27 protein-coding genes are annotated in these 25,848 nt (G+C 32.2%); 7 read left to right on the top strand and 20 right to left on the bottom strand.

Features of this window, described 5'->3' with window-relative positions; genetic code table 11:
- The first annotated feature begins 1 nt into the window (after position 1).
- Positions 2–856, top strand: a complete 855-nt coding sequence (locus ACXAHM_RS00440) for a DUF4249 family protein (protein ID WP_474958415.1) — start codon at positions 2–4, stop codon at positions 854–856.
- Here ACXAHM_RS00440 and ACXAHM_RS00435 read toward each other — a convergent pair.
- From ACXAHM_RS00435 to ACXAHM_RS00425, 3 genes are read right to left on the bottom strand one after another with little or no spacing between them, the layout of a single operon-like run.
- The gene (locus ACXAHM_RS00435) at positions 848–1,387 is read right to left on the bottom strand and encodes a hypothetical protein (protein WP_474958414.1); all 540 of its coding nucleotides are present in this window, start codon (positions 1,385–1,387) and stop codon (positions 848–850) included. The two genes, ACXAHM_RS00440 and ACXAHM_RS00435, sit on opposite strands and share 9 nt — an antisense overlap.
- A gap of 9 nt (positions 1,388–1,396) precedes the next feature.
- Positions 1,397–2,257, bottom strand: a complete 861-nt coding sequence (locus tag ACXAHM_RS00430; RefSeq protein ID WP_474958413.1) for a hypothetical protein — start codon at positions 2,255–2,257, stop codon at positions 1,397–1,399.
- Between the two features lie 7 nt (positions 2,258–2,264).
- Positions 2,265–2,918: a hypothetical protein gene (locus ACXAHM_RS00425; protein WP_474958412.1), complete on the bottom strand. Its 654-nt coding sequence runs from the start codon at positions 2,916–2,918 to the stop codon at positions 2,265–2,267.
- Positions 2,919–3,124: 206 nt separating this feature from the next.
- Between ACXAHM_RS00425 and hpt the strand changes: the two genes are divergently transcribed.
- Positions 3,125–3,670, top strand: a complete 546-nt coding sequence (gene hpt, locus ACXAHM_RS00420) for a hypoxanthine phosphoribosyltransferase (RefSeq protein ID WP_474958411.1) — start codon at positions 3,125–3,127, stop codon at positions 3,668–3,670.
- A gap of 409 nt (positions 3,671–4,079) precedes the next feature.
- On the opposite strand, the gene ACXAHM_RS00415 is transcribed toward hpt, so the two are convergent.
- The 7 genes from ACXAHM_RS00415 to ACXAHM_RS00385 all read right to left on the bottom strand — a co-directional run bounded on the left by ACXAHM_RS00415 (position 4,080) and on the right by ACXAHM_RS00385 (position 8,892).
- Entirely contained in the window at positions 4,080–5,366 is a 1,287-nt protein-coding gene (locus ACXAHM_RS00415) for a DEAD/DEAH box helicase (RefSeq protein WP_474958410.1), read from the bottom strand.
- A gap of 22 nt (positions 5,367–5,388) precedes the next feature.
- Positions 5,389–5,598, bottom strand: coding sequence for a YwbE family protein (locus ACXAHM_RS00410; RefSeq protein ID WP_474958409.1), 210 nt, complete (start codon positions 5,596–5,598; stop codon positions 5,389–5,391).
- A 2-nt stretch (positions 5,599–5,600) separates the two neighbouring features.
- Positions 5,601–6,122: an FKBP-type peptidyl-prolyl cis-trans isomerase gene (locus ACXAHM_RS00405; RefSeq protein ID WP_474958408.1), complete on the bottom strand. Its 522-nt coding sequence runs from the start codon at positions 6,120–6,122 to the stop codon at positions 5,601–5,603.
- Between the two features lie 134 nt (positions 6,123–6,256).
- On the bottom strand, positions 6,257–6,775 hold the full coding sequence (locus tag ACXAHM_RS00400; protein ID WP_474958407.1) for an FKBP-type peptidyl-prolyl cis-trans isomerase: 519 nt from the start codon (positions 6,773–6,775) through the stop codon (positions 6,257–6,259).
- A 535-nt stretch (positions 6,776–7,310) separates the two neighbouring features.
- On the bottom strand, positions 7,311–7,481 hold the full coding sequence (locus ACXAHM_RS00395; RefSeq protein WP_474958406.1) for a hypothetical protein: 171 nt from the start codon (positions 7,479–7,481) through the stop codon (positions 7,311–7,313).
- Between the two features lie 4 nt (positions 7,482–7,485).
- Positions 7,486–7,926 carry a hypothetical protein gene (locus ACXAHM_RS00390; RefSeq protein ID WP_474958405.1) on the bottom strand — a complete coding sequence of 147 codons (441 nt, stop codon included), beginning with the start codon at positions 7,924–7,926 and terminating at the stop codon, positions 7,486–7,488.
- Between the two features lie 75 nt (positions 7,927–8,001).
- The gene (locus tag ACXAHM_RS00385; protein WP_474958404.1) at positions 8,002–8,892 is read right to left on the bottom strand and encodes a lysophospholipid acyltransferase family protein; all 891 of its coding nucleotides are present in this window, start codon (positions 8,890–8,892) and stop codon (positions 8,002–8,004) included.
- Positions 8,893–9,041: 149 nt separating this feature from the next.
- Here ACXAHM_RS00385 and ACXAHM_RS00380 point away from each other — a divergent pair, with 149 nt between their 5' ends.
- Positions 9,042–9,623 carry a Crp/Fnr family transcriptional regulator gene (locus tag ACXAHM_RS00380; RefSeq protein WP_474958403.1) on the top strand — a complete coding sequence of 194 codons (582 nt, stop codon included), beginning with the start codon at positions 9,042–9,044 and terminating at the stop codon, positions 9,621–9,623.
- A 282-nt stretch (positions 9,624–9,905) separates the two neighbouring features.
- Here ACXAHM_RS00380 and ACXAHM_RS00375 read toward each other — a convergent pair whose 3' ends face one another.
- The 9 genes from ACXAHM_RS00375 to ACXAHM_RS00335 all read right to left on the bottom strand — a co-directional run bounded on the left by ACXAHM_RS00375 (position 9,906) and on the right by ACXAHM_RS00335 (position 17,514).
- Positions 9,906–10,784 carry a pirin family protein gene (locus ACXAHM_RS00375; protein ID WP_474958402.1) on the bottom strand — a complete coding sequence of 293 codons (879 nt, stop codon included), beginning with the start codon at positions 10,782–10,784 and terminating at the stop codon, positions 9,906–9,908.
- Positions 10,762–11,316: an NADPH-dependent FMN reductase gene (locus ACXAHM_RS00370; protein ID WP_474958401.1), complete on the bottom strand. Its 555-nt coding sequence runs from the start codon at positions 11,314–11,316 to the stop codon at positions 10,762–10,764. Before ACXAHM_RS00370 ends, ACXAHM_RS00375 begins: the two co-directional genes overlap by 23 nt.
- A 2-nt stretch (positions 11,317–11,318) precedes the next feature.
- Complete coding sequence (locus ACXAHM_RS00365; RefSeq protein ID WP_474958400.1) at positions 11,319–11,744, bottom strand: MarR family winged helix-turn-helix transcriptional regulator; 426 nt, start codon at positions 11,742–11,744, stop codon at positions 11,319–11,321.
- A 126-nt stretch (positions 11,745–11,870) separates the two neighbouring features.
- Entirely contained in the window at positions 11,871–13,739 is a 1,869-nt protein-coding gene (locus tag ACXAHM_RS00360) for a mucoidy inhibitor MuiA family protein (RefSeq protein WP_474958399.1), read from the bottom strand.
- Between the two features lie 100 nt (positions 13,740–13,839).
- Positions 13,840–15,459, bottom strand: coding sequence for a hypothetical protein (locus tag ACXAHM_RS00355; RefSeq protein WP_474958398.1), 1,620 nt, complete (start codon positions 15,457–15,459; stop codon positions 13,840–13,842).
- 19 nt (positions 15,460–15,478) lie between these two features.
- Positions 15,479–16,018, bottom strand: a complete 540-nt coding sequence (locus tag ACXAHM_RS00350; RefSeq protein WP_474958397.1) for a DUF1697 domain-containing protein — start codon at positions 16,016–16,018, stop codon at positions 15,479–15,481.
- Between the two features lie 11 nt (positions 16,019–16,029).
- Positions 16,030–16,476 (bottom strand): GNAT family N-acetyltransferase, encoded by a 447-nt coding sequence (locus ACXAHM_RS00345; protein WP_474958396.1) that lies wholly within the window; start codon positions 16,474–16,476, stop codon positions 16,030–16,032.
- On the bottom strand, positions 16,466–16,936 hold the full coding sequence (locus ACXAHM_RS00340; protein WP_474958395.1) for a GNAT family N-acetyltransferase: 471 nt from the start codon (positions 16,934–16,936) through the stop codon (positions 16,466–16,468). The genes ACXAHM_RS00345 and ACXAHM_RS00340 overlap by 11 nt, the downstream gene beginning before the upstream one ends.
- An 8-nt stretch (positions 16,937–16,944) precedes the next feature.
- The gene (locus ACXAHM_RS00335; RefSeq protein WP_474958394.1) at positions 16,945–17,514 is read right to left on the bottom strand and encodes a YfiT family bacillithiol transferase; all 570 of its coding nucleotides are present in this window, start codon (positions 17,512–17,514) and stop codon (positions 16,945–16,947) included.
- Between the two features lie 426 nt (positions 17,515–17,940).
- Here ACXAHM_RS00335 and ACXAHM_RS00330 point away from each other — a divergent pair, with 426 nt between their 5' ends.
- Positions 17,941–19,284: a DEAD/DEAH box helicase gene (locus tag ACXAHM_RS00330; RefSeq protein WP_474958393.1), complete on the top strand. Its 1,344-nt coding sequence runs from the start codon at positions 17,941–17,943 to the stop codon at positions 19,282–19,284.
- A gap of 81 nt (positions 19,285–19,365) precedes the next feature.
- Here the strand turns inward: ACXAHM_RS00330 and ACXAHM_RS00325 are convergent, their stop codons facing one another.
- Positions 19,366–20,322 (bottom strand): aldo/keto reductase, encoded by a 957-nt coding sequence (locus ACXAHM_RS00325; RefSeq protein WP_474958392.1) that lies wholly within the window; start codon positions 20,320–20,322, stop codon positions 19,366–19,368.
- 296 nt (positions 20,323–20,618) lie between these two features.
- Here ACXAHM_RS00325 and ACXAHM_RS00320 point away from each other — a divergent pair, with 296 nt between their 5' ends.
- The 3 genes from ACXAHM_RS00320 to ACXAHM_RS00310 all read left to right on the top strand — a co-directional run bounded on the left by ACXAHM_RS00320 (position 20,619) and on the right by ACXAHM_RS00310 (position 25,835).
- Positions 20,619–21,503 carry an ABC transporter ATP-binding protein gene (locus tag ACXAHM_RS00320; protein ID WP_474958391.1) on the top strand — a complete coding sequence of 295 codons (885 nt, stop codon included), beginning with the start codon at positions 20,619–20,621 and terminating at the stop codon, positions 21,501–21,503.
- A gap of 14 nt (positions 21,504–21,517) precedes the next feature.
- Entirely contained in the window at positions 21,518–25,093 is a 3,576-nt protein-coding gene (locus ACXAHM_RS00315) for an ABC transporter permease/M1 family aminopeptidase (RefSeq protein ID WP_474958390.1), read from the top strand.
- 139 nt (positions 25,094–25,232) lie between these two features.
- Positions 25,233–25,835: a hypothetical protein gene (locus ACXAHM_RS00310; protein ID WP_474958389.1), complete on the top strand. Its 603-nt coding sequence runs from the start codon at positions 25,233–25,235 to the stop codon at positions 25,833–25,835.
- The last annotated feature ends 13 nt before the right edge of the window (positions 25,836–25,848 follow it).

The following is a 25,848-nucleotide window of genomic DNA, read 5'->3' as shown; positions in this document are numbered from 1 at the left end:
AATGAAGTGGCATAGCCTGATCATATTAGCCATTACTTTTTTAACTGCCTGTGAAGAACCAATTATCTTGGATCTACCTAGTGGAGAACCTGCAACAATTATTGATGCAAATATCTCCGAAAGTAATACTATATCCAGAGTTATCCTTTCAAAATCATTAAACTTTAATGATACAATCAACTTCCCAGCTATTGAAAATGCATCTGTTGTACTTTCTAATTCAGAACGTTCATTTTCCTATAATTATATAACCACTTTACCGGTAGGTGCTGTTTATGAAGCACAAAGAGAAGTTTCATTAACAGCAAATGACAGGTATTTCTTTTCCGTTTATTTGCCTGGAGGTTTGACTTCACCCGATACTTTATATCAAGCACAAATGTCTATGCCATCGGTAGTACCAATCGATAAAATAAGGTTTAGGACGAGTGATACAGACGCTAGAGAATATGTATTACGAATATATTTCACAGATCCTATCGAAGAGCGTAATTACTATAGTTGGAAAGTATCAAGAAAAATTAATGGGCAATTTATTTTAATAACAAGTAATAAAATTCCTGTATATACAGATCAAGGCATTGATGGTAAATCTGTTTTTGTAGAATTTTCTAATAATAATTTCTCTGCGAATGACACTATACAAGTTCATTTTAAGTCTTTAACTAGAGACACTTATGATTATTATCGTTCATTAAATACTTTAATTGATGTAACAGGTACAAACTCCTCATCTGACAACCCAAGAAGTAATTTTATTAGTTCTGCTGGAGATCGCCCTTTTGGCTTTTTCTCTTTGGAAGGAGTGGATGATTCTGAAGTAATTGCTGTGGTTGATTCTTTAGGTTTAAACTAATTGTTTTAATTTTTTCTTTAATAAAGGTTCTACCCATTTATATACTTTAAATCCTCCTTTTAAAAGATAAGGAGTAATAAAGTTTTTGATTTTCTTTCTCAAATAGACAATCCCAGTAGTCATTGCTATACCTAATAATGAACTCCAAAAACTCTGAAAATCAATCGTTACAATTAAAGTAATTAGATTAATCAATACAATCGCAATATCAGCAAGAATATCCCAAAAGTCTTCGTTAGTTTTTAATTGGAAATAGACAAACTCTACTTCATACCAATGTCTTCTTAATGTTCGTTTGATATTACTCGCATTCAATTGAATACTAATATCATCAATCTTAGGAATGTAATTGATTACGTCTGCATCCAATTGAATCACCGTCTTATATTCATAGCTTTTCCCATTATTCAGTTGTAAAGGTGTGACGACTTCAATCCCACCTTCTTTAAAAGCTTGAATTAAGAGTTCTGCACCTTTTGAAGAAGAGGCTATTTTTTGGAGTTTTGCATTAAAGTTTGTCCATTGTTTCATACTTCTTCTTTATACTAAATCTTCTTTTTTACCAAATATTGTTGAGAATGCTTTTCCTGACAAATCAGCAATTACCTTAAAGAAAGAAGACCAGTGAGAAGTTGCTTCATTGGTAGAGTTTTGATGAAAATTCATCACCATAGTTCGTAATTCATCTGGTAGTTTTACAAATTTAGGTGTTAAATAAGAAGTAACATCTCCATCAATTTGAACGACTGTTTGTAATAAAACTTGTTGAGTGCCCAATTCCCAAGCCTTTCGAATCTGTGTAATCTGTTCCGTTTCTAAATCCAATTGATTGACTGCATTCATCTCATGTAATGAAATATCATTATTCCATTTATGAGATCCCATTTGTGATGGATATGGGTCATATGGACCTACATTACCTTCATCAAACTTAGCATCGAAACCCTCTTGCCCTTGTTTAGTATCAATTTTCATCTCAGACCTTTGCAGTTTAAACATCCCAATGAAATTTGAACTTTGACGTTCTATTCTATAGAGCATTTGAATACGCTCTTTCAATTGTTCCGTTTGCTCATCGGTTTGCATTTTAGGTAAAAGAGATTCATAGTATTTCTTTCCTTCTTTTGCGGCTCTTTTGACTTCATAAAAAGCATATTCTCCAGCTCCTTCAAATCGCAATAAAAACTTTTCTCTTCCACTTGCATCAATCGATGGAGGGTTTCCTTTTGCTTTTTCACAGACACCGTACTCGACTAAGCTTTTTCGATATCTTTCAATGATATCTCTTAAAGCAAGTCGTTTATTGACAGGCATTTTAGCGCCCGTAGTATTTTCTTTTAAGATTGTATTGACTTCTAAAGTTAGAAGTTCGTTTGCTATTGCTTTTAAAGAATTCTCCATGAATCAATTAGTCCTCTTTTTTGTTATTTTCTTCCTCATCTTCTTCTGGATTTTCAGAAGCTGCTGGAGCATCAAAGTCAATAGATGGAACTTCTAAAGCTGGCGTTTCTCCAATTGGAGTTTCTTCTACCTCTGCTGCAGTTGCCGTAGGATCAAAAGCAGGTGCTTCAAAATCGGGTGCTTCTGCTGCCGCTTGCGAAGGATCAAAAGCCGAAACATTTGGGTTAAAGTCTAAAGCTGGCTGAGTAACCTGAGGAGATAATGCAGAAGATGCTGAGTTTCCATAAATAGTTTTAGCAGGAGGTACATCTATTCCTTTGGTTTTGGCATAAAGCTCAAATAAACTATAAATAGCTTTAACATTACCATTAATAATCGTATGACCGTGTTGTTCTTTTTGAGCATGAAAATCTCTAACCCATGCATAGCGGTCTTGTACTAAATCATTGCTAATATATGTTGTAACATCCCCTTTTAAAAGATGAACTTTACTATTGATAACTTTAACATCAGTTCCCTCTTTCTGATTAATTTGGTCATTGTGATCTACCCGAAAATCACCTACCACTGTTTTTATATCTAAAGTAACTAAGTTGTTAATATAGTCATCGATATTGTTGACAAAATTCTGAAAGAATCCTGCGTTTTCTTGATCTGACATATTCTAAATTTGTTAAGAGGTTAATTTTTGTCTGAATTGTTACTATAAAGTTGATTTAATTGAATGAAATATCCAAAAAATTGGTTGAATCTAATCATTTAGGAAATACTCACAATTATTATTCAATTCACTGTGTTATATTTGTCACTTCATTTCCTACTTGATTGAGTAGGAAGTATAAAACAAGATCTTAGAGATATATACTCATGGCTCAAGTCACAAAAGTATTAGATAAAGAATTCGTTCCTTTTATTAGTAAAGAGGAAATCGCAAAACGTAATAAAGAACTTGGAGAACAAATCACCAAGGATTACGAAGGAAAAGATGTTTTGATGGTAAGCGTTTTAAATGGATCATTCATGTTTACATCTGACCTAGCAAAAGAAGTTAATCTTGAGATTGACATTTCATTTGTGAAATATGCGTCTTACGAAGGAACTGAAAGTACTGGTAAGGTAAAACAACTTATCGGTTTCAATGAAGCAGATGTAAACGGTAAACACGTGATTATCGTTGAAGATATCGTAGATACTGGACGTACGATGCAAGCTTTATTAAAGGATCTTGAGGTAATGAAACCTGCTTCTGTAAAAGTTGCTTCTTTACTTTTCAAACCTGAGGCATTAAAAATTCCAATCAAAGTAGATTATGTTGGTTTCGAAATCGACCCTCGCTTTGTTGTTGGTTATGGATTAGATTACAATCACTTCGGTAGAAACATCCCTGAAATCTTAGTATTGAAAGGAATGTAAGATCAACCAAGTTCGATATAAAAAAAGGCTTTCAGAATTTTGTTTCTGAAAGCCTTTTTTGGTTTTATATTTTTGATCTATTCTGTTCGTTGTAATAAGTCAAAGGCTTTGTCAATATAAAAAATCACCATGTTTCAAGTGTTAAGCGTTAGCGTCACTTGGAACTAATTATTGACGAAGTCTCCCGACTTCAAAACGAATAAAAGCTTGGTATTTATATTCGAAGTCGGGAGACTTCGTCAATGTTTCATCACAAGTGACACCTATCGCCTTAACACTTGCGATATAAATTAGTTAATACTCATTCAAGCATATAATTAAAATATAAAAATTTGAGTTTACTCTTTGTAAGAACTTCTATTTTAATAAAAAAGGCTTTCAGAATTTTGTTTCTGAAAGCCTTTTTATTTTATTTTTTTGCTCTTTTAGCTTGTTTCTTCTTCTCTTTCTTACGGTTTACTTTCTTACGAATTTCTTTGTAATCCGCTTTATCCTGAGCAATTTCTTTCATCACAGTTTTCCAGTCAGTAGATTGTTCTGAAGAGAAACCTACAATATTAGCGTAATCACCTCTTTCGAGATTGTGGACAGCAATTTCTTTACCCATGAAATCCTCAATCTCTTCTTTCAGTTCTTTCTCTTGCTCAGAACAGAATGAAATCGCATCACCTTTTTCCATACCTCTACCTGTACGACCTACACGGTGAACATAGTTTTCGGCTACGTCAGGCATATCATAATTGACTACAATCTGAACATTTGGAATATCAATACCACGTGCAGATACATCAGTAGCAATTAAAACTTTGACTTTCCCTTCTTTAAAGGTATTCATTGCAGCAGTACGAGCTTTCTGTACCTTATCACCATGGATCGTTACAGTTTCTAATCCTACACGTTCCATTGCTTTGTGCACTCTTTCTGCTCTTACTTTAGTTCTTACGAAAACTAAAATTTTATCTTCAGGATGCTCACGAATGATATTTTCTAAGAAGAAACGTTTATCATCCATTTTCACATAGCTTAGTGCATGACGAACATTTTTAGAAACAGGATCTTTTGGAGATATCTGAATTCTAATGGCATTTCTTACTAAAGAATATGCCAATTTTTTAATTTGTTCATCAATTGTAGCAGAGAAGAATAAAGTCTGTCTGTGTTTTGGTAAGAAACGGATTACATCTTTAATATCCTTGATAAAACCCTTCTCTAACATGTGATCGGCTTCATCTAATACCAAAATTTCCGTCTTACTCAAATCAACATATCCTTGATGCTGTAAGTCAAACATACGACCTGGTGTCGCAATTAAAATATCTACTCCAGCTTCAAGTTTTTCAATCTGCTGATCTTGTTCAACACCACCATAAATACATAAAATATCGAGTTTAGTATATTTCCCTAAAGACTCAAATACCTCTGTAATCTGTTGTGCTAACTCTCTTGTAGGAGCCATCACCAAAGTACGAATACTCTTCTTTCTATTTCTACGATTAGGCTTATTTAATAATCGCTCCATGATAGGAATAGCAAACGCTGCCGTTTTACCCGTACCTGTTTGGGCAATAGCCAAAACATCCTCTCCTTTCAGAATAGGAGGAATAGATTTAAACTGAATATCAGTTGGTTTCTTAAACCCTTTTTCGGCTAAGCTCTTTTTTAAACTTGCAGAAATATTGTATTTCTCAAACTTCATTTTTGAAATTTACTTTGGATATTTAAAATTCTCCGTCTTCAAGAATTTCTTTGACTCTTCCTACCTCACCTGTTTCCAATCTCACTTTTATACCGTGAGGATGAAACGAGGATTTCGTTAATATTTTTTCAACCCAACCTTCAGTAAGATCACCTGTCCTTTGGTCTTCTTTTAAGACAATATTCACGTGACCACCGATTTTGATGTTGCTTCTTTTTCTTCCGTCGTCCATTATTATTTAGAAGGCATGATTTCAACTCCTTCACCATCAAAGTCGATTTCTTCTTTTGTAGGCTTACGTACTTCTACTACTTCACCATCAAAGAATAAATCCATTCCTGCTAGTTCATGGTTTAAGTCCATGACAACATCTTTCTTACCGATTTTGATGATTTTACCATCGTATACATCTCCGTCTTGATCCGCAACAGAAAGGATATGTCCTACTTGTAACATAGCATCCTCTTCTTCTTCATCTGCAAAACCAAATGCATCTTTGGCAACTTTTACTTCACTATATTCTTTGATTACTTTACCATAGGCATCTTCTGCTTTTAAAGCAATCTGAAATTTTTCTCCTTCTTTTTTTCCTAAAAGTGCTTCTTCAAATTTTGGTAAAACACCTCCAGCTCCTACGAAAAATAAGAAAGGATCATCTTTTGGTGCTTCTTCAATAAAATTACCTTCAGCATTATCTCTGTACAACTTGTAAGAAATTGCTACCACTAATCCATCAGAAATATTTAATTCGCCCATCAGATTTTATAATTTATAGTATTTATTTTTTTAACTAAAGTGGAATTCAACCAACTCTTATAACACAACAAAGCTTTCTTACGAATAAATCCCTCGAAAGAAAGCTTTAATGCAAACAATTCTGAATAAGAGTTTTACTCCATTCCTTCGAAGCCTTCCATCTGATCGATTTGAGCAGCTTCTTCTAATTCTTCTTTTGTAGCATCTCTAACATCGATCACCTCACCTGTAAAGTAAAGGTTCACGCCTGCTAATGGGTGATTGAAGTCCATTACTACATACTCATCATGTACTTCTGTTACTTCACCTTCCATTGGCATTTCGTCAGGACCAACCATTGGTAAAACGTTTCCTACTTTAAGAATTTCGTTTTGATCGATTTCATCCTCGATGTTGAAAACTTCTTTTGGAACTTTTACGATAGCAGCATCTTGCTTATCACCGTAAGCTTTGTCCTTTTCGATGCCAAATTCAAATGTATATCCAGCTTCCTTTCCTTCTAATTCATTTTCGAATTCAGGAAGAACATCCATATGTCCAAATAAAAATTCAAATGAGTCGTCTTTCTCCACTTTTTGAAGAAGCGTACCTTCTTTATTTTCTTCGTATAAGCTGTACACTAAAGTGACAACTTTATCTTTTGTTGCTTTCATAGTATTATTTTTTTGCAAAGGTACTAAGAATTAATCTGTTGCAATACTATTTTCTCTTATATAGAAAGGTTTATTGGGAATTAAATTTAAGAATTGTAAGGATTTACATTAAAATGAAGTACAAAAAAAATAGGTAAGCACTTTTTTGTAAGTACTTACCTCAATTGTTGTAGGTAAAGATCATAATCACCTGTAAATGATATTTTACTGCTTTTCATTCTGCTAATACTTCAAATATCTATTTTTATTTGATATAAAAACATCCCCAAAAAGAGGTATTTTCATATTTTGTTTATCATAAATACCATATTAGCGGTGGATAATTGATCTTTATAAACACCAATAGTGATAACTATTTTACAACCATTGTACATTGCACTATAATGTTCTTTCTTTTGTTGAGGATCTATATTTTTCTCAAAACCTACTTGATAAAAATTTTTGATATAGTTTTTAAATTGTAAAAACTCAGCTTTATAAAGTTTAGATGGGCTCTGACCTCCATTTTTTGAAGGAACAAATCCTATTGATTTGATTACTTTTTTTTATTTGTATAGATAAATAAAGTTCCATCAACCCCTCCAATATCTAAATTGATCATATCGTCCCCTACTAACTTTTCCCCAATTCGATAATCTGAAAATTGCTGAGCATTAGTAGTTAGAACCGAAAGAAATAAGAAACTAAGTAAAAAGAAACATTTCATAGAATTATAGCTTTGTCAACATCATTGAAAATTTATAAGGCCCTTCATTTTCATTTTTCTCTCCCTCATAATCTCCTGAGACAACCATTTGATTTCCTTTGTACTTCGCGGTATAATGAACCTCACAAACGGTTTTGTAGGTCTTCTTTTCAAATCTAATATTCAATAGTCCCTCTAATGTTTTTACAAAATAACCAATAGGTGTACCATGTTGATAAACTGTAGGATTTTTGCCATCATTAGAAGGAACAAAACCCATTGAAAAGATGTAACCATATTTATCCGGGTAGAGAAAAAGTACACCACTAATAGTTCCAACGGTAAGGTGAACCATATCATTTCCTTCTAGTTTCATTCCGATATGATAGTCCGTGATTTTTTGTGCATTGACATTGTATGAAACATAGCATAATAAAAATGATAGTATAATTTTCTTTAAGTACATGTTATTAGTATTAGATTGAATAAATAATTGTTTTCCAGCTTCTTTAATATACAAAAAAAGGAGAACAAGCATCAACTACTTGTTCTCCTTTTTTTGTTTTTCAAGGATAGAGGCTTTATCATATTTCCACCTTTTATGAGACCACAACCAACTTGCAGGAGCTTCTCGTATATTTTCTTCAAGTAGTTCCGCGTATCGTTTTACTATTTGTTGCGATCCTTTTACATATTCATCTCCTTCAGTAAAAATTGGAATTACTTCACTCTCGTAATGTCCTCTTTTTACTCGTTTTATTTTGGAATAATAAACGGGCATTTTTGTCATCGCTGTAATCACTTCAGGTCCGGAAAAGAAAGCACTCTCTCTTCCAAAAAACTCTACCCATTCTCTTTGTTTATCAAACCAAGGTGGAGATTGATCTGCAACTAGTCCAAAAGAAAACATCTCATTTCTCTTTTTTCTAACCAGAATCTCACGCATTGTTTTTGACATAGGAATTGGATAACCACCAAAATGAGCTCTGATAACCAACATCAACTTATCTGAAAATTTACTTCTTAAAGGTTTATAAACACCTCCAAAATTGAAATTCAATTGACTTGCAAAACCAGATAATTGCCATTCCCAATTGGCGACATGACCTGCAAGCAGTAAAAAAGGCTCATTATTTTCAATGTGCTTTTCCATTATTTCAGGATTTTTCACTTTGAACCTTTTTCTCATCTGAGCTCTACTCATACCATAGGATTTTAAGGTTTCGAATCCAACATCCGTAAGGTTTAAGTAAAATTGGAAAAGAATTTTTCTTCTTTGAAGTGATGATTTTTCTGGGAAAGCAATCTTCAAATTATTTAGAATTGCAGTTCTTCTATAGCGAATTATACTACCTAAGAAAAATGCGATACTGTATGAGAAAAAGTGAATAAAGAAAAACGGTAATTTAGAAAAAAGTCTAACAAACAACATAACGAATTGCTACTCTGCAGGTTATTATTTTTTATTTTTATAATAAGATAATTAAATTAATTAGAATGATTGGACAATATTATCTCCTTTTGTCCAAAATTCGCACAAAGGTAACCCAAAATATTAACATATCATCATTTAATTATTTTATGAGTATAGATATTTATACTATTGATGTTTTTAAGAACATTGATTTATCTTCTACAGAAAGAGAAATAATCCGACCTTGTCTTACTGAAAAGAAAGTCAAAAAAGGAGAGCATCTTATTTTAAATGGTGAGGATGTCAATAGTATCCTTTTTGTATTGAATGGCTGTTTAAGGACCTATTTTATAGATGACAAGGGAAAAGAACATACGATTCAATTTGCAATTTATGATTGGTGGATCAGTGATATGATTGCTTATATTTCTCATACCAAAGCATTGATGAACATTGAATGCATTTTGGATGCAACTGTTTTTGAAATTTCTCGAAATGATTTGGATCAATTATGCTACCAAATCCCTGCCTTTAATAAATTGTACCGATCAAAAATTGAAGGTTCTATTGTGGGTTATCAAAAAAGAATCATCTCTATTTTATCTCAATCAGCCACTGAAAGATATGAAGGGTTTATCGAAAAATACCCCAATATAGAAATGTCTATTAAAAATTATCACCTTGCTTCTTACTTAGGTATTACAACGGAAAGTCTAAGTAGAATTAGGAAAGATTTATCTCAAAAATAAAAAACAAAAGTCTATTGATATACGATTCAATAGACCTTTCTTTTTAATAAAATATACTTTGAAAATCACTCTTATAATCTTTCCATATATCTACATGCTGTAATTCAGAATTCATCGCTTTGTATTTCTTCTGGATGACCCAGCTAGCATATAAACCTCCTACAACATTACTATTACTTAAACTTATATAAGGTAAGGTGCTATTTTTCCTCCAAAAGCATAGCTTTATTTATTTTACAGATAATGTGTTTCTAACTAACTATCCTATGAAATATGTATTTATTATTTGAAATAAAAACACATACAACTATTGTACATACAATAGTATATCAAAATATAAAGAGTTAAACTAAACTCATTCCAATTTTTTTGAATTCTTTCTCTAGAATTATTCAATGCCTCAAAAGAAGAGTGAATAGAGCCTCCACCAACGACCATAAGTTGATCTGATGGGACCGTTAAACCAACTACAAATTGTGTTTTTCTTTTGTCTTTAAAATAAAATTCCCCTTCTCCTTCTTCTAGAATACTAAGATATCCTAAAGGTATTTCTTCATCATTTAATAATAATTTGCCTTCTCTTGGAAAAACAAAACCTCTCGTTTGTCCTTTTGGAGTTGGAAAACTTATCGCTTCTCCTGCATCTAAATTGATATCCAAATAAGTGATCTCAAAGGGTAATTCTAATATCGACTTTTTACCTTTATACTCTCCTGCGATTACTTTGACATTTTCTACTTGAACTACTTCTTCTGGTTGAATATTTTGGTAAGAAGTTGTTCCTTCTTCCAAATGTCCTGGTAATTGTAACCAAAGCTGATGAATCGCTAAACTCCACTCTTCATCAACATTATTTTGTGGTTTTTGATAGCCTTCCGCATGAAAAATACCACCACCTGAATTGATCCATTGTACACCTCCACTACGAATGATATCATCATTCTTTCCAGTATCTTGATGTACTAAATCACCTCCTTCAAAATAAGTAATGATTCCGATTCCTGAATGAGGATGCATATCAAAAAACATCCCTTCATCATTCCTCTTACTTTTTCCTGCATCAAAGAAAACAAATGGTTGTAATTCCCTTCTTGTTTTGGGATCAAGGATATATTGGAAGCCATTTCTTCCAACCTGTTTACGCTTTAATTGACGTCTCATGAATAGCATTCTTAAAGTTTGAAAATTCTTCCTCAAATTTAGCTTTCAAGTCTTCATTCGTAATCCCTAATTCTGCATCGAAATTTTGTCCAAATGAAGGCAATGAGAAGCTACCTTTTACATCAGCTGCTGCATAAGGTAAAGATCCTTTCGCGACAGCAATCACACTTCCTGCACCACCTGGACCTGGAGATGTTGACATTACAAACGTAGGTTTATTTTTATATACTTCTCTTGATGATCTAGAAGCCCAATCAAAGATATTTTTATAAGCTGCAGTGTAATTACCATTGTGCTCTGCAAAACTGATAATGACAGCATCTGCCGCTTCTATTTCACTTAAGAATTGTGTAGCTTTTGAAGGAATACCTGATTCCATTTCTCTATCAATACTATAAATTGGCATTTCATAAGCATTCAAATCCAGTACTTTTATTTCAGCATCTTCAATTTGATTTCCCGCCCATTTTGCTAATTGCTGGTTGATAGAATTTTTGCTATTTGTAGCACCAAATACGACAATGTTTTTCATGATTATTCTCCTTTAAGTTTTTTAATTAATGTTGCTAATGTTTCTAATTCTTTATCTGACAAATTGCCTTGGAATTGATTATGAAATTCTCCTACTTTTTGATCTAGAACTTCCAATTGTTTCAATCCTTCTTCCGTAATGGTTATATCCATTTTTCTACGGTTAGTAGGACATTCTTGTCTATTGACTAATTTTTTATCTAATAATTTATCAACTATCCTTGTTACGTTACTAGAACGTTGCACCATTTTATCTTGTATTTCTTGAACAGTTATTGGATTTCCTTTTTGCCCTTTTAAGATTCTTAGAACATTAAATTGAGGTTCTGTCATCTTAAACTCTTTCAAATCTTTTCCAACTTGATCTGTGATCCAATGTCCCGTTATGATGATCTCATGGATAGCTTTATAGTAATTTTTTGAATGCATTATTTGTTTAAACGATTAATGTATATACAATTGTAATCTTAATTTTTGATTTATGCAAATATTTTTAAATTATTCTATGTGAAAAGGTATAAAAAAACTCACCCTGAAGAAGGATGAGTTTCTAATCTACTCAAGTATCACTTTTTCTTTCTTAGGATACTTGACGGTATACTTAAATGATTTTTTAAGATTTTTTCTTGGTTTTATTACTTCTTCCCATTTAATAAAACCATCTTCATTATCAAGTTTACCACCGGAAAGTCCACCAACAATCACTTCAATCTCACTATTTACAGAAACAGGTATTTGGTCATAAAATTCAATTTCAATTTCTGCTGACTTTTTGTTTCTAATTTCAATATCAAATGCTCTATCTTCTGATTTCTTAGCACCTATTGTTTTCTTCTTTGCTAATTGATTTACTTTTTCTCTTGTAATCACTATCGATTTATCTCTTCCTAAGGAAATGTCTAGAGTATCACCCACAGAATTCGCCTCTACTATAGTAGTACCTACAAAACCACCTTCAAGGAATAAATTAGCTTCTCCACTTAATAAATTATATTGATCCCAAGATGGAATTTTTGCTACGAGAAATGCTGATTGATCTAATTTCGGAATAGCGAAATATTGATAACTTACTGGTATATCATAGTCTTTCATATTTACTGTAATAGTACCAGTTCCTGATTTTAATGTATATTTCTTATCAATAACAAAATCAATAGTTGTTGTATTTTCTTCCATTTCAGAAGTCATCTTTACTGCAGTCTTCTGTTCTTTAGAATTAGAACTATTGTTTTTTCTATTTGCTTTAGATGTCGTTGAATAACCTAGGACCACAACTTCCTCCAATTGTTCTAAATTTGGCTCCATTATAAGTTGGACATAGTTTTTTGAATCGATATTGACTCTTTCTGTTTCATACCCAATATAACTAATCACAACATAAGAGCTGTTATTAGGCCTTGTAACTGAAAAGTATCCTTCAAAATTAGTAATAGTACCTACTGAACTATTTTCAAATTTAACAGTAACACCCGGTAAAGGTTCTCCATTTTCATCAAATATCTTTCCTTCTATTTTATTACTATTCATGGATTTATATTTTTCAGGAATTGACATTGTATATCTTGGATAATTTAATTCCCATTTTCTCAATTGTGGTCTTACACCTGATTTTGAAGGTTCTCCATTTGACAAAGTTAGGGCTACATTTTTCCATTCTACCCCTGTATTTTGATAAACATCAGCTTTGTATTCTAACTTCAAAGGCTTACTGATATCCGTTGCTCTAATGTTGTATTTCGGTAACCACCCAGCATCTTTTATCAAATAAGAGGCTTCTAGAGTAATTGTTTGTGACTTTTTTGATTCAATTTCTATGATGATTTCACCAGACTTAACGATCTTTACACTTCCCGCATTCTTAAACTCATATTCTAACGTTTCTTTTCTTTCCTTCAATTCATTTTTCTCTTTTTCAATAGTTAGAAGCTCATTTTTTATTTTAGAGAGTTGTGATTCATATAAATTAAGCATTTGCATTAACTCTGTCGAAGTGACTCCTTTTTGTTCACTACCTAATTCAATATTTTTTGAAATCAAATTTTCTTTTTGATGTAAAACATCTTCACGAACACTTTTTTGTTTCAACTTAAAATAGATTTTTTCAATTTCTTTTTGAATACTATCAGCTGAAGCATGCCCTGTCGGTTTTTCGGTCGTATTAATGTTGTAACTAGAAGAAAGGATAACAAAATCTCCTTTACCTTTTACCTGTAAACTATTGCCATCTATAGAAGTAGAAAGTTTGTTCATAATCACTTTATACTTTCCAGACGTGACATTAGAGGTACCTACTCTTGACAATTCAGCACCTTCCAGAAAGACTTTAGCGGTCTTAATAGTACTTTTAATTTTCCTTTCTTTAAAGGATTGTCCAAAAAGCTGAAACGTTGAAAGCAACAGTAAAAAAATAGCTAAATATCTCATTATCATAAAAGTTTAGTTCACAAAAAGTTTGTCTTAAGTTTTATAAAGATATAAAAAAAGATCTAACTCACATTAGACCTTTTAATTTGTACTATTAATTTTATTTTAATTCAATTGTTATATTATCAAAATCAACAATATCTACTATTTGCGAGTCTCCATCATCATATTTAATTAATACAGAGTCTCCTTCCTCTGAAATGGGCAATTCACTTGATATCATTGATGAGCCAATAAAGATTTTTCCATCTTTATCTTCTACCATTAAGTAATAGTTCGTATTTCCGCTTCTGATGTCTTTATTGATTCTTGTGATCACTGATTTTGTTTCAAATGTTTTGACATATGCATTGGCAGCTATAGCATTTCCTTTGCTATTAATGCTGTTTTTATAACTTCGAATAGCTTCTTTTATATTATTACCGACCCCTACAATTGTATAATCTTGTACTGAGACCATTGCAATCATTTTAATTAATCCTGCCTTATCTTTTAAAGACATCACATAGGTAGGTAATCCATTGATATTATATGTAATTGGAAAAGAAGCTACATATCCTTTTTCTTGTACTTTACCCATTGCAGATTGTCTAGCAGCTTGTTCTGTTGCTCCAATCTGACGGTACCAAATCGTTTCTTTTGTACGTGTATCTACTAATATAAAGCCTACTGTCCCTTCATCACTTCCGACAGATGTAAGTCCTGAATACCAATATGCTTTATTGTTTGCTCCATATACCAGCGACATACCTCTAGTAGTGGTCAACTTCCTCTCATTAGAAAAGTTGAAATAACCCATGACATATTCTCCCCAATCATCTAATTGCTCTACAATAAAATCTTCAGGTTGAATTCTATCAATCCATTTCGGTGCTTTTTCAATACTATATTCATTTATCTCACCAGTGGCTACATCAACAGTTAAGACACCTGTTGCATTTTTACCCTTGAAACCAATTTCCTTATTATACAAAGTAATGATCCAATAAGGTTTTCCCTCATCGTTGATTTCAAATGAAAAATCAGTAAAACCTTGCGTCATATATCCATTTAAATAAATATGTCTTTGCAAATCAGATGAGAAGAATGCTCCTGGTTGATACTTTATTCTCACATTTTCTGCTCCAACTTTTTGAACCAATTTTACATCTCTTTCATTAGTAGCAGAAACCATTACGTAACCAGGCGTTCCTTCTTTGTTATTATTCCATTTAAAAAATCCAGAGTGATTTAATGGAGCGACCCAATACAATTTTCCTTTAACTTTTTGGATACTAAACTCTCCTAATTCAGCCTGACTACCTAAAGACGGAATAGAACCAAGAACTTTATCACCTAATCGATGTGCCATAGCATTGTCTACAATTCGAATTTCTTCAGTAGAAATAGGAGCAACATGTTCTGTGAAATTTTCACCTGCTTTGACTTCTCCAATTAAGTCACGATAAGCCGCACTTCTATACAATGCCCAAGAAGATAGAAAAGGAACAAAAATCGTGTATAATAAACCGATAAAAATAACGCTTAATGTAAATGATTTGATTGGAGTAACTTTTTTCTTAGGCTCTACTATTGATTCAATTGTAAGAACAATAGCTGCAACAGAGATAATCGGGGCTATCCAACCTGTAAAGTCATATCTTATTGTAGGTAAATACAGATAATAAAGGATGGCTATCAGAACAACTGATATAGAAGAATAGATGATAGTTTTTTTCATTTGACGGTAGATGTAATATTTAATTATGTAATGCAATCAACTTTTGGACTGTTTTCCAATTTCTTGTGGTTGCTTCTACACTTAGTTTTTTCTCAAAAAACTGATTTGTCAGCTTAGATTGACTATATTTTCCTTGACATTTAATAAAAATAAACTGTTGATAAATTTGAAATTCGTCACCTTTTATTGGTGAAGAGATATTTTCCTTTTTATCAACAGAAGGCAATTCAGAGAGAAAAGTAAGATGTAATGTACTAATATCTACGTCAGAATGTAAATAGAGGTTTTTCTTTTCAACATTTTTTAATAAATGTAAATCAATCGTAATCACAGGAACATCAAAACCATATACTTGTTTAATTTTTTCTTTAATCGTATTTGAAAAATTAGTTGTATTTAATTGGCTAGATTCAAAAAGTACATTACCTGATTGAATATAAGTTTGTAGATTTTCAACGTCTTCTTCTTGATAAAGCTCTTTTAAATCCTTCATCAATATCTTACGTTTCCCTCCTACATTAATTCCCCTTAGTAATGAAATGTATTTATGTTTTTCCATTCAAAAAAATGTTATTCCTCAACATTCCAATAATAAAAATTGTGTTCTTCATCTAATGTAAATCCAACAGCAGGATATAAACTATTACCTACAGTATTTACTTTTTCAGTCTCTAAAATCAAACCGGCAGCATCAGACATTTTAGCAAGATTTTTGGCTTCACCCATTAAGAGTTTGGAAGCTCCATTTCCTCTATGCGGTTCAGAAACAAATAAGTCATTTAACAACCAAAGTCTTTTCATTCTAGTCGATGAGAAAAGAGGATATAACTGAACAAAACCAATTAAATTTCCATCTTTTTCCACAACAAAAATTCTACTTTCATCTCTTTCTGTTCGGTCTTGCAAAAACTGTTTTGCACCTTCTACATTACTTTCTTGTTGATAAAAAACACGGTAAGCATCAAATAAGACAGCTAATTGTTCAAAATCTGTAAAATTTGCTTTTCTAACTTTCATAAGAGTGAATATTAATTTCTTTTCGGTAACAAATACTACTACTAACACCTTTGTATTGTCCGTAGTTTTCAGTTTGAACAAAACCGTATTTAGCATATAACGCCATAGCTTCAGGATGTACAACACCTGTTTCAAGTACTAAAGCACGTATTCCCATTTTATTAGCCCAATTTTCAATGGCAGAAAGAATAGCTGTCGCTACACCCTTACCGCGATAATCTTCTAACACATACATACGTTTGACTTCAAAAACAAAAGGTTCTAATTCTTTCATTGCACCACACCCTACGACTTTTCCTTCATCGTATGCAAGTACAACATGATGTATAGTTGATAATCCATTGAATTGCATATAAAATGCATGATCATCACCATTTCTAATCGCTAAGTCTTCATTTAATAGATTGACTAGTTTAATAAAGTCTGGATGCGTAGCATCGGTTTGTTGAAGAGTTATCATATTTATTTTTATCCTATTATCTCAGGAAATTGATTTCTAAATTTAAGGGCTTGTTCAATATGGCCTAAATGATGAGTGCAGTGCCAAGCATAAATGCCAATATTCTCTTTTAATATAGTAATATTTTTGGATTCCGGATGAAAAAATGACCTAGATAATTGATTTTCAGTCAAATTCTCTAATAAATAGACCCAACGTTTGTGTAAAAACTCTAATAATCCAAGCGTATCTTCAATATTATCTTCCATACTATCCACTAATTCAGCAAAACGGTCTTCAAAATAAGGACGTATAGCAGGATGTTCTTCTGTCAAGGCTAATTTAAATCTTATGTAGCTATTCATATGACTATCTGCACAGTGATGTATCACTTGTTTTATCGTCCATCCTTCTGGTCTGTATTGATAATTTAGTTCTTCCTCAGTGAGATTGTGAGCGATGTTTTTCACCTTTGATGGAAAACTACGAATCATATGAATCCAAAGATTTAGTTGGTTTTCATGTATATATTCTGGTGTTTCAAATTCTCCAAAAGGATACTTTAACTGATATAATGTTGTTGGTGTTAATTCTGTCATATTAATGGACTTTTTTATGGAACAGTTGAGGAATCTTTGTCATACTTTATCAAACTACTAAATAATGTGGTTGAACTTGACACGCGATATTTGTAGCTTCTTGTAATTTACAAAATTTGAAATACAAATATTCTTGAGTATAGAAAAATTATTTTTTTTTGAAATCCTTCTACTATCAATTCGTATCTAAAACATTAAAAAATTCACCTTTTGAGCTTGTAAAAGAGATGGTATAAGTAGACATATTACAATAAAAACAGAAATTGATCATTGGTGAAGTTGACTATTTTCAAGTTTAAATTGTAAATGACTGGTAACACAAGATACATTTTTAAGCTATGCTTGTCAATGAGTGTTATATATCTGCTATAATTTCTGAGTTTTTTCAATGAAATGTAACTTTGTGGAAACGTAAATTTTTAAAAAGTGACATTTGACGAATTAAAACTCAATAAGTTCATCCTAAATGCTATCAATGATTTAGAGTTTGTGAACGTTACACCTATTCAGGAACAGGCTTTCCCGGTAATTGGAGCGGGTAAGGATATGATTGGTATTGCCCAAACAGGTACAGGTAAAACCATTGCTTATTTATTGCCTATTCTACAGAACTTGAAGTTCTCTAAACAGTATGAACCAAGAGTTTTAATTATAGTTCCTACTAGAGAGTTAGTGGCTCAGGTAGTGGAAGAAGCAAAGGCACTTTCTTCATATCAATCTCTTCGTATTCTTGGTGTGTACGGCGGAGCCAATATTAATACACAAAAGCAATATGTAAATGAAGGTGTTGATATTTTAGTGGGTACTCCTGGTCGTGTTTATGATCTTGCTTTATCAGGTGTTTTAAAATTAAAAGCAATTCAAAAGTTCGTGATTGATGAAGTCGACGAAATGCTTGATTTAGGATTTAGACCTCAATTGACAAGGTTAATGGATCTTCTTCCTCCAAAGCGTCAAAACATCATGCTTTCTGCTACAATTACTGAGGATGTTGAAGAAATCATCAAAACATTTTTCCATCAACCTGTAAAAATTGAAATTGCTAGAACAGGTACACCTGCGGAAAAAGTTGCTCAGCGTGCCTACCACGTACCTAACTTTTTCACAAAAGTCAATCTTTTGGAATATATACTCGAACATGAGGAGGAAATGGAAAAGACCCTCATTTTCGTAAGAAATAAAAAGTTAGCAGATCGCCTATTTGAAACTATTGAAAAGAAATTCCCAGAAAAAGTGGGCGTTATTCATTCAAATAAATCTCAGAATTACCGTTTTAGAATGGTCAATGAGTTTGATGAAGGTAAATTAAAAATCCTTGTCGCTACAGATATCATTGCCAGAGGTCTAGATATCAAAGGAATTACACATATCATAAATTTTGATACTCCAGAAATTCCTGAAGAATATATTCACCGTATTGGTAGAACGGGTAGAGCAGATGAAAAAGGTTTAGCCATCACATTTATCAATGAGGTAGAACAAGAATACCAAATGATGATTGAAGAGTTGATGAATAAAGCAATTCCTTTAGAACCAATGCCTACTGAAGTTGTGATTTCTGATATTTTCACGGAAGATGAAAAACCTCAACTTTCTACCAAAAATTATTTTGTCACGAAAAAGACTAATGAACCTTCAGGAGGTGGTGCATTCCATAAAAAAGTCGGGATCAACAATCCAGAAAATCAAACTAAGAAAGTACATAGAGGTCCTAAAAAGACAAAACCAGTCAACAGAGGACGTTTGAAAAAGAAATTCAGAAAGAAGTAATTTTCTTCAAAAACATAAAAATCCCGTCACCGATTTATGATCAAATTTGTGACGGGATTTATTATTTATAATGTCAAGGTTTTATTTACCCCATAAATAGTCTAATGTATAAGGGCTTCCCCCTTCTGTAAAGATAGAACCATCAATAAATCGAAAGTCTTCATTTAAATGGGAAATTTCTCTTAAATCCCAGGGAGTTAGTTTGATTTCACTTGATTCAAGGTTTTGCTTTAAACGACCTTCATGAACAGATTTTGGAATGGCTATTGTCTCCCTTCTGTTTGCCCATGCTAACATAATTTGAGCAGGACTTGCATCATGCTTCTCAGCTATTTCTTTTAATAATTCATTTTCTAATAAGATCGGAGGATTTGAACCATTGTCAAAAGACAAACTATCTTTCGTTCCTAAAGGTGAATAAGCTGTCAAAATAATATCATGAGCATCAGCATATTCCATCATACTACGCTGCTGATTTAATGGGTGCATTTCTATTTGATTGATAGCTGGTGGAATTTTGGCATTTGTAAGGATATGCTCTAAGTTTTCAATACTAAAATTAGAGACCCCTATAGTATGTGTTTTTCCTGCCTTTACCAAAGCTTCCATTGCTGTCCATGTTTCTAATAAAGGAGCTTCTTCAGCAGTTAAAAACTCTTCTCTCTTTTGTGTAAAACTCACTCCATGCTTGTAAGCAATTGGCCAATGAATTAAATATAGATCAAGGTAATCCAATTTTAAATCTTGTAAAGTCTTATCAATTGCTTTAGGTACATCTTCTTTCAAATGGGCATCATTCCAAAGCTTTGAAGTGACAAATAAATCTTCTCGTTTGATTGTACCATCTTCAATACAACTTTTAATTGCATCTCCTACTTCAGTCTCATTTCCATAAATTGAGGCACAGTCTATGTGTTTATATCCGATTTTGATTGCTTTTTTAACGGCTTCGAAAACTTCTCCTGGTTCAGATTTCCACGTTCCCAAACCAATGGCAGGTATTTCTTTTCCGTTATTTAATTTGAAGGTTTTGCTCATGTGTGTATATATAGTTCTTAAGTTAAGGTTTCATTTTTAATATACGATTATACTATCTGATTAAAAAGAAGATCAAAGCATTTCATTAAATTAATTAATAATGAAAACGGAGTTTATATAAAAAATTCATTAGCTTTGATGACTGAGTATCTGAAACTAACGCTATTCCATCAAAACATTTTAATTACTTTTTTATTTATAAAAGTGTCAAATAATATATACAAAAGTATGTAAAAAAGAGTAGCACATTTACTCAAACTCTTATATTCATTTATCACTAAATCTTACAGAAAAGAATGGCTAGACTAAGCATTTCGAATCTAACTAAAACTTACGAAAACGGTGTAAAAGCCTTAGACAACATAAATCTAGAAATAGAGAGTGGTATGTTTGGTTTATTAGGACCAAACGGAGCTGGAAAATCCTCTCTTATGCGAACAATTGCTACTCTCCAAATTCCTGATAGTGGATCAATTCAATTGAATGGTATTGACGCTATCAATGAACCTGAATCCTTAAGACGTGTCTTAGGATATTTACCTCAAGAATTCGGTGTGTATAATAAAATTACAGCTGAAGAACTATTAAACCATATGGCTATCCTTAAAGGGATTTCTAAAAAATCAGAAAGAAAAGAGTTAGTTAACTATTTACTTCAAAAAGTAAATCTTTATGATAAGAGAAATAAAGCTGTCAAAAGTTTTTCTGGTGGTATGAAACAACGTATTGGTATCGCTCAAGCTTTAATTGGTGAACCCAAGCTGATTATTGTAGATGAACCTACTGCAGGTCTTGACCCAGGTGAAAGAAATAGATTCCATAATCTTCTAGCTGATGTCGCCGAGAACGTGATTGTTATCTTATCTACACATATCGTTGATGATGTAAAAGAATTGTGTTCTGATATGGCTATCATGAATGAAGGTAATATTATGTATAAAGGAACTCCACAAAATGTTCTAAATGAATTAGAAGGTTTAGTTTGGGAGAAAACTGTTGAAAGAAATACTATTGATGTTTATCAAAAGAACCATAAAGTTATTTCGAATAAGATGAATTCAGGTAAATCTGTAATTCACGTGCTTAATCATGAACAACCGGAAGAAGGTTTTGTCCAAGTAGAACCTGATTTAGAAGATGTATTCTTTGCTAAAACTTCTGCCTCAATTATTGCTGACTAAAACCTTTATTCAATATGTTCTTAGAATTTTATAAACGAGAGATTAAATCAGCTTTCAAAGCCCCAATGATTTATATCTTTTTTGCTGTAATTACTTTATTAGTTTTTGCGGCCACTTCTAATGATTCCGTTCAAATTGGAGGAGCTATAGGAAATATTCATAGAAATAGTCCACATATTGTAATGAGAATAGGTTTAATATTTTCTTTACTTGGGCTATTTATATGTACTGCATTTTTTAATAATGCCGCATTAAGAGATTTCAATAATCAATTTGATGAAATCTTATTTTCAACGCCCATAAAAAAGAGAGATTATTTTCTTGGAAGGTTTTTAGGTGCTTTTACTTTATCTATCCTACCGTTTATAGGAATTTATATTGGAATATCATTAGGAGCATTAATTGCACCTCTGATGGAATGGGTAGATCCTGAAACGATGGGTAATATGCCTTTAGGAGCTTATGTTGCTAATTACTTTTTAGCGATTATCCCAAATATCTTCCTAGCTGGAGTCATCATCTTTTCAGTAGCATCTATGTTTAGATCTACAGCGATGTCTTTTGCTGCTACGATGGTATTGTTCATTGGATATACTATTGCTCTATCATTCGCCTCTGATATTGAAAATGAATTTTTAGCTGCAATGGTAGATCCTTTTGGTATTTCTGCATATGGGCTAGATAGTAAATATTTCACCCCTGCTGAAAAGAATACATTAATTCCAAGTCTGACAAGTAATTTAATAATCAACCGATTAATTTGGTTTACTTTTTCATTGGTGCTATTAAGAGGTTTATATAGTTTGTTCTCATTTGAGAAAAAAACACAGAAAGTCAAAAAACAAAAAGTAGAAAAGAACATTCAGCCTATTAAAGTCTTCGATAAACCTAAAGCATATAGTTACTTTTCACAATCTACTGATTTTCAACAATTTTTAAGCTTCTTGAAAATTAATTTCAAGAATATATTCCAAAGTAACACCTTCAAAATTCTGATTTTCTTCAGTATTATACAGTTATTAGCCAACCTTTTTGAAGGATACGAATATTTTGGACTTCAATCTTATCCAGTTACTTATAAAGTTGTAAGTGATGTACTTAACAGTTCATTAACTTTCCTAATGATCATAATGGTTTATTATTCTGGTGAATTATTATGGGAAGATAGAGATGCACATTTGAATGAAGTGATAGATGCAACTCCACACAGTACTTATTCTTCATTATTTGCAAAATATTTTGCTGTTAATTTCAGCATTTTTGTTATTTACTTTACTTTATCTGTCATTGGAATTTTATATCAATTAGGTGCTGGATATACTGCTATTGACATAAGTACATATGCACTTACTTATTTTGTGAATATCATGCCTATGATGGCCACTTGGAGTGGTATTTTAATATTAATTCACACGATGGTAAATCATAAATACATTGGGTTTGGTGTTTCCATTGTTTTTATGTTTTCAGCTGAATTAGCACTAAGTGGATTAGATATTTCATCAAGAATGTTAAATATCGGTTCTACTCATTCATTAGTTTTTTCAGATATAAGTGGATATGGTCCATCAATGCAAGGAGCACTTTGGTTCTCTGCTTATTGGATACTTTTTGGTTTACTTGCTCTGCTATTTAGTGGTTTATTAATTGATAGAGGAGCTAGAAATACTTTCATTGAAAGATTAAAAACAATACCACAAAAGGTTGACATCAACTATATCGGTGCAACAGGTACGGTCTTAGTGATTTGGATTAGTATTGCTAGTTTTATTTACTACAATACTCAAATTCTAAATCCATATATCTCTTCTGATGATACGGAATTACTTCAAGTGGAGTATGAGAAAAAGTACAAGAAATACGAAGGCATGCCTACCCCTAAAATTGTAGATGCTAAGTATAATGTCAATATTTTCCCAGAAGAAAGAGATATTTATACTATCTCTAACCTAATTGTTAGAAATGATGCTTTAGAGCCAATTGATACGTTAATCTATACTTATAGTGACGATTGGGATATTACTTTTGATATTCCAATGGCAAAAGAGGTATTTCATGATGAAGAACTCATGTTAAAGAAATTTGCATTAGAAGTTCCATTAATGCCGAATGACTCTTTAACCTTAACTATCAATGCAAATTATATCACAAAAGGATTCAAGAATAGTTCTGAGAGTACTTTTATTCTAGAGAACGGAACATTTTTCAATAACTTATCCTTCTTACCAACATTTGGCTATAATGATACCTATGAGTTAAGAGATAAGTTTAAAAGAAAAGAGCATGGCTTACCTAAGCGTAAAAGAATGCCTACTTTAAATGAAAATTGCGGTCCTGAATGTCAAAAAAATTACCTTTCAAATGGTCAGTCTGATTGGATTAATATTGAAACCACTATTTCAACAACTTCTGATCAAATCGCAATTGCTCCTGGTAGCTTAGTTAAACAATGGTCTAAAGACAACAGAAACTTCTTTACTTATAAAGTAGATCATGTTTCTCAAAATTTTGTTTCCTTTAATTCTGGAAGATTTGAAGTCGCCACGAAAAAATGGAATAATGTAGATATTGAAATCTATTATGACAAAAAACATGAGGTAAATGTAAATAGAATGATCTCTGCTGTTGAAAATTCATTAGAATACTACACTGAAAACTTTGGGCCATATTATTTAAATCAAGCAAGGATTATTGAGTTTCCTAGATATGCAACTTTTGCACAAGCATTTCCTGGAACTATGCCTTATTCTGAATCTTTCGGTTTCATTGTAGACCTAGAAGATGAAGATAAAAATAATGTAGTTGATGCTGTTATTGCTCATGAAATGGCACATCAATGGTGGGCACATCAAGAAGTAGGTGCTAATGTTCAAGGAGGAACTTTATTAACAGAAAGTCTAGCAGAGTATTCTTCATTGATGGTAATGAAGAAAATATCTGATAATGATGATATGAAGATGAAAAACTTCTTGAAATACGACTACGATCGTTATTTATCAGGTAGAGCATTTGAAAGAGAAAAAGAGCTACCATTAAAAGAAGTTGAGAATCAAACATACCTTCACTATGGAAAAGGAAGTGTAATCATGTATGCTTTACAAGATTTCATTGGAGAAGATAGTGTGAATGCTGCTTTGGAAAGTTTCTTATCAGAATACAAATACAAAGCTCCACCTTATCCAACTTCTAATGATTTTATTAGACATCTTCAACCTAAAGTTCCAGATTCATTACAATATCTTATTGGAGATTGGTTTGAAGACATCACGCTTTATGATTATAGAATTAAAGAGGCTACATTAAACGAAGTTGATTCTACAAACTATGAGGTATCGCTACAAGTAGAAGCTAAAAAAATTAAAGCAGACTCAATAGGTGGTGAAATCAATGTTCCAATTCAAGAATGGGTAGAAATAGGTTTTTATGCTGATAATGATGAAAAAGAGCTTATCTACACTAAAAAGGTTCTATTGGATAAAGAAACACAAACGATTAATATAAATCTACCACAAAAACCTGCTAAAGCAGCGATAGACCCGAAACGTCTTTATGTGGAAAGAGTAATCGATGACAATAGTAAAAAACTTTAAGACTTCAACTCCCAAATAGTAGTAAAAAGAGATTCACTTGCTATTATTTAAGAATGAAAGTTTGAAAGCAAAGACGAAGTAAATGTTTTCTCTATTTTTAGGGAAAGCATTTACTTTTTTTATTCACAAAGAAGCCATAATGAAGAAAAAATTATTCACCCTTTTTATTAGCTTAATCTCTCTTTCTTTATTTGCACAAGAAGAACATCATTCAGAATCTCATACAACTACTGGTGTAAAAGTACACGGAAGAGAGGAGGCTCATGGATCTTTAAAACATCACCGTGTTGCTTTGGTATGGGGGCATAGTTATGTTCCTGAAGGGTTTACAGGTTCCAATGAAAAGAAAACATTAATAGTACCTTCCGTTGGGCTTGATTATGAATACTGGTTTTCTCACAAGTTAGCAATTGGTTTTTCGAATGATATAGAATTAATTAATTATGTAATCGAAGACCACGAAGGAGAAGAGTTAGAAAGAGAGTACGCCTACATTGGAGCAATTATGATAATGTATGAATTTGCTCACTTATGGGCAATTGGTGTGGGACCTGGATTAGAAGTTGAGAAAAATGAGAACTTTGCTGTATTCAAAGCTACTTTAGAAAAAGAATTTCCTATTCGAGGTAAAGGGGGCTGGGATGTCACGCCAGTCTTTAGTTATGAATTAAAACAAAGTGGAGGTCATGGAGCCTACAATGCTTTTACATTAGGAATTAGTATTGGTAAAAGATTTAAATAATAAAAAAGTCGTT

This window comes from Flammeovirga sp. AWQ4_249 (genome assembly GCF_056161045.1).
The sequence above is the reverse complement of the archived record's forward strand: the minus strand, read 5'-3'. Positions and strand labels throughout refer to the sequence as shown.